This window comes from Streptomyces sp. SID3212, assembly GCF_009865405.1.
Classification (GTDB): Bacteria; Actinomycetota; Actinomycetes; order Streptomycetales; family Streptomycetaceae; genus Streptomyces.
Map to the genome: position 1 here is coordinate 1 of NZ_WWJY01000686.1, position 4,578 is coordinate 4,578.

Annotated in this window: 5 protein-coding genes; 2 read left to right on the forward strand and 3 right to left on the reverse strand. The window is 70.6% G+C overall.

Going from position 1 to position 4,578, the window contains the following annotated elements; translation table 11 throughout:
* Positions 1-300: hypothetical protein (locus GT042_RS39255; RefSeq protein WP_237531009.1), on the forward strand; the 300-nt coding region annotated here is incomplete at its 5' end.
* Positions 301-439: 139 nt separating this feature from the next.
* On the opposite strand, the gene GT042_RS20795 is transcribed toward GT042_RS39255, so the two are convergent.
* The 3 genes from GT042_RS20795 to deoC are packed head-to-tail and all read right to left on the reverse strand — an operon-like array spanning position 440 to position 3,756.
* A complete protein-coding gene (locus GT042_RS20795; protein WP_161310236.1) occupies positions 440-1,327 on the reverse strand; it encodes an aldehyde dehydrogenase family protein in 888 nt (295 codons plus the stop codon).
* Complete coding sequence (locus tag GT042_RS20800) at positions 1,320-2,777, reverse strand: aldehyde dehydrogenase family protein (RefSeq protein WP_161310237.1); 1,458 nt, start codon at positions 2,775-2,777, stop codon at positions 1,320-1,322. Before GT042_RS20800 ends, GT042_RS20795 begins: the two co-directional genes overlap by 8 nt.
* Positions 2,778-2,808: 31 nt before the next feature.
* A complete protein-coding gene (gene deoC, locus GT042_RS20805; protein ID WP_161310239.1) occupies positions 2,809-3,756 on the reverse strand; it encodes a deoxyribose-phosphate aldolase in 948 nt (315 codons plus the stop codon).
* A gap of 129 nt (positions 3,757-3,885) precedes the next feature.
* Here deoC and GT042_RS20810 point away from each other — a divergent pair, with 129 nt between their 5' ends.
* Positions 3,886-4,518 (forward strand): PH domain-containing protein, encoded by a 633-nt coding sequence (locus tag GT042_RS20810; protein ID WP_161310238.1) that lies wholly within the window; start codon positions 3,886-3,888, stop codon positions 4,516-4,518.
* Positions 4,519-4,578: the final 60 nt, after the last annotated feature.

Consider the following 4,578-nt stretch of genomic DNA (forward strand, 5'->3'; position numbering starts at 1 on the left):
GACGCGGCCCCGGCGGCGGCACCCGTGGCCGCCTCGGACGACACCTCGCTGGCGGCGGCGGGCTCAGCGGCGGCGTCGGGCCTCACGGGGGCCCTGACGCACACGGCGCGCCCGCTCACGAGCCTCAAGCTGCACCCGCTGGCGGGCACGGGCGTGGACCCGCTGGACAACGCGGTGGGCACCCAGATCGGCGACTTCAAGCCGGTCTCGACGGCCCGGCTGACGGCCCCGGTCACCAGCGGCGGAGCCATCAAGGACCTGCCGGTGGCGGGGGCGGTGACGGGGTTGCTCACGGGGTGAGCGGACGGGGCCGTACGTGAGGGTGCCCGCCGTTCGACTCGACAGAACGGCGGGCACCCTCACGTACAACAGCGGCCCGTCAGCAGGGCTTGGGTCAGCACGGCGTGGGTCAGTACGACATGCGTCAGTACGACATGCGTCAGTACGACGCGCCCGAGGTGCCCAGCTTGCCCGTCGGGTGCCAGACCGTCTTCGTCTCCAGGAACGCCGTCATGCGGCGCGTGCCGGGGTCGGCCGTCCAGTCGTCCGCGCGGCGGCGCAGGACCCGCTTGACGTTGTCCGCCGCCGCGATCTCCAACTCCTTGGCCAGCGCCTCGTCCGCGCCCGTCAGGTCGATGCCGTTGACGTCCTGGTGCGCGGCCAGCGGGGTCGCGATCTCCGCCGTACCGCCGGACAGGATGTTGACCACGCCGCCCGGCACGTCGGAGGTGGCCAGCACCTCGCCCAGGGACAGGGCGGGCAGCGGGGACGACTCGCTCGCCACCACGACCGCCGTGTTGCCGGTCGCGATCACCGGGGCGAGGACGGAGACCAGGCCCAGGAAGGACGACGCCTGGGGTGCCAGGACCGTCACGACACCCGTCGGCTCCGGGGTGGAGAGGTTGAAGTACGGGCCCGCGACCGGGTTCGCGCCGCCCACGACCTGGGCGATCTTGTCGGTCCAGCCCGCGTACCAGACCCAGCGGTCGATCGTGGCGTCGACCAGCGCCGCCGCCTTCGACCGGGAGACGCCCTCCGACGCGGCGACCTCCTGCGCGAACTGGCCCCGGCGGCCCTCCAGCATCTCGGCGACGCGGTAGAGGACCTGGCCGCGGTTGTACGCGGTCGCGCCCGACCAGCCGCCGAACGCCTTGCGGGCCGCGACCACCGCGTCCCGCGCGTCCTTGCGGGACGACCGGGGGGCGTTCGCCAGCCACGTGCCCTTGGAGTCCGTCACTTCGTACACCCGGCCGCTCTCGCTGCGGGGGAACGCGCCCCCGACGTACAGCTTGTAGGTCTTGAGGACGGACAGTCGCTCGTCAGACATCGAGGTATGCCTCCAGGCCGTGGCGGCCGCCCTCGCGGCCGTGACCCGATTCCTTGTAGCCGCCGAAGGGCGAGGTCGGGTCGAACTTGTTGAACGTGTTGGCCCAGACGACACCCGCCCGGAGTTTGCCCGCGACCGCGAGGATGCGCGAGCCCTTCTCCGTCCAGATGCCCGCGGACAGGCCGTACTGGCTGTTGTTGGCCTTGGCGACGGCCTCCTCGGGCGTACGGAACGTCAGCACGGACAGCACGGGGCCGAAGATCTCGTCCCGTGCGACGGTGTGCGCCTGGGTGACGTTCGTGAAGAGCGTGGGCGCGAACCAGTAGCCCGCAGAGGGGAGTTCGCACGCGGGGGACCAGCGCTCCGCGCCCTCCGCCTCGCCCGTCTCCGCCAACGCCTGGATACGGGACAGCTGTTCGGCGGAGTTGATCGCGCCGAGGTCCGTGTTCTTGTCCAGCGGGTCACCGATCCGCAGCGACGACAGCCGGCGCTTGAGGGCGTCCAGCACCTCGTCGTGGACCGACTCCTGCACGAGCAGGCGCGATCCGGCGCAGCAGACCTGGCCCTGGTTGAAGAAGATGCCGGTGACGATCCCCTCGACGGCCTGGTCGACCGGCGCGTCGTCGAAGACGATGTTCGCGCCCTTGCCGCCCAGTTCGAGCGTGATCCTCTTGTCCGTACCGGCCAACTGCCGGGCGATGGCCTTGCCGACGCCCGTCGAGCCGGTGAAGGCGATCTTGTTCACGTCCGGGTGCGCCACCAGCTCCGCGCCGGTCGAGCCGTCGCCGGTGATGATGTTCACGACGCCCTTGGGCAGCCCCGCCTGGCGGCAGATGTCCGCGAAGAAGAGGGCCGACAGGGGCGTGGTCTCGGCCGGCTTGAGGACCACGGTGTTGCCGGTGGCGAGCGCCGGGGCGATCTTCCACGCGAGCATCATCAGCGGGAAGTTCCAGGGGATGATCTGCCCGGCGACCCCGAGCGGGCGGGGATCCGCCCCGTACCCCGCGTGCCCGAGCTTGTCCGCCCAGCCCGCGTAGTAGAAGAAGTGCGCGGCGACCGTCGGGAGGTCGAAGTCGCGTGTCTCCTTGATGGGCTTGCCGTTGTCGAGCGTCTCCAGGACGGCCAGTTCGCGCGAACGCTCCTGGATGATCCTGGCGATACGGAACAGGTACTTGGCGCGCTCGGCGCCCGGCAGCGCCGACCACTTCTCGAACGCCTTGCGGGCGGCCCGTACGGCCCGGTCCACGTCCTCGGCCCCCGCCTGGGCGACCTCGGAGAGCACTTCCTCGGTGGACGGGCTGACCGTCTTGAAGACCTTGCCGCCGGCCGCGTCGGTGAACTCGCCGTCGATGAACAGGCCGTAGCTCGGCGCGATGTCGACGACGGAGCGTGACTCCGGGGCGGGCGCGTATGCGAATGCGTTCGTGGGTGCCACGTTCTTCGATGCCATCTCCGCTGCCTTCTCTGCTGCCATCTCCGCCTCAGTCCACCGTGACGTAATCGGGGCCGGAGTACCGGCCGGTGCTGAGCTTCTGACGCTGCATCAGCAGGTCGTTCAGCAGACTGGACGCGCCGAAGCGGAACCAGTGGTTGTCCAGCCAGTCCGCGCCGGCGGTCTCGTTCACCAGCACCAGGAACTTGATCGCGTCCTTGCTGGTACGGATCCCGCCCGCCGGCTTCACGCCGATCTGTACCCCGGTCCGCTCCCGGAAGTCCCGGACGGCCTCCAGCATCAGCAGCGTGTTCGCCGGGGTGGCGTTGACGCCGACCTTGCCCGTCGACGTCTTGATGAAGTCCGCGCCGGCGATCATCCCGAGCCAGGAGGCGCGGCGGATGTTGTCGTACGTGGACAGCTCGCCGGTCTCGAAGATGACCTTGAGGCGGGCGGCCCCCGCGGCCTCCTTCACGGCGCGGATCTCCTCGTACACCTTGAGGTAGTGGCCCGCCAGGAACGCGCCGCGATCGATGACCATGTCGATCTCGTCGGCTCCCGCGTCCACGGCGTCCCGGGTGTCCGCGAGCTTCACACCCAGCGAGGCGCGGCCGGCCGGGAAGGCGGTGGCGACGGAGGCCACCTTCACCCCCGAACCGGCGAGCGCGGCGACCGCCGTCGCGGCCATGTCCGGGTAGACACAGAGCGCGGCGGTGGTGGGCGCGGTGCGGTCGGTCGGGTCGGGCCGCAGCGCCTTCGCGGCGAGCGCCCGGACCTTGCCCGGGGTGTCCGCGCCCTCCAGCGTCGTCAGGTCGATCATGGAGATGGCGAGATCGATGGCGTACGCCTTGGCCGTGGTCTTGATCGAACGCGTACCGAGCGACGCGGCACGCGCCTCCAGACCCACGGCGTCGACGCCGGGCAGCCCATGGAGGAACCGTCGCAGTGTGCTGTCGGACGCGGTCGCGTCCACGAATTCGTGGGTGATGGTCGGCATGGTCACCAGAGGAGCATATCTACGCGCGTAGCGGTGTGTACAGCGTCCGCCGGCCTCCGGAGGGGAGCGTTCCCTAGATGTGACCGTGGCCTGACCGTGCTTTTCAGGACGTACGGCAGAATCGAAGGTATGACGAGTACCGACCAGCCCTCCGAGCCCACTTATGCCGACCGTGTCTACCGGTCCTCGGGCGGGATCGCGGGCGGGGTGATGCTGCTCCTGATCTCGGTCTGGCTCGGCGGCGACGCCCTCATCAACGGCACGGGCCGCACGCCGTGGCTCGCGCTGGCGGGGCTGCTGCTGGTGGTGCCGCTCGTCATCGCGTTCACCCTGCGCCCGGCGGTCTTCGCGGGCGAGGACCGCCTCCGGATCCGGAACCCGTTCCGGCTGATCACCGTGCCGTGGGCGGCCGTGCGGGACATCCGGGCCGGGTACTCGTGCGAGGTGTTCACGGAGGACTCCGGCAAGTACCAGCTGTGGGCGGTCCCGGTCTCGCTGCGGCAGCGGAAGCGGGTGGCGCGGCGGCAGTCGCGGCAGGCGCATGACGATCCCCACAACATGACGTCCGTCACGGCGGATGTGAACGACACGGGGGCGCGGATGGCCCAGGCGGACCGGACGGTGGGGGAGCTGCGGGAGCTGGCGGGGCGGGGTGGTGTGCGGGGTGCGGAGGAGCCGGTTGCGGCGCGTTGGGCTTACGAGGTGATTGCGCCTGCGGTGGCGGGGCTGGTGGTCTTGGTGGTGTTGCTGGCGACGGGCTGATTCTGCGCGGTGTCCGTTGCGCTTACGGATGTCCTCAATCGCCGGACGGGCTCTGTTTTG

Excerpts from the sequence above, each read along its gene's own strand:
- GT042_RS20795 (WP_161310236.1), bottom strand. The coding sequence starts at position 1,327 with ATGTCTGACGAGCGACTGTCCGTCCTCAAGACCTACAAGCTGTACGTC.
- GT042_RS20800 (WP_161310237.1), bottom strand. The coding sequence starts at position 2,777 with ATGGCATCGAAGAACGTGGCACCCACGAACGCATTCGCATACGCGCCC.
- deoC (WP_161310239.1), bottom strand. The coding sequence starts at position 3,756 with ATGCCGACCATCACCCACGAATTCGTGGACGCGACCGCGTCCGACAGC.
- GT042_RS20810 (WP_161310238.1), top strand. The coding sequence starts at position 3,886 with ATGACGAGTACCGACCAGCCCTCCGAGCCCACTTATGCCGACCGTGTC.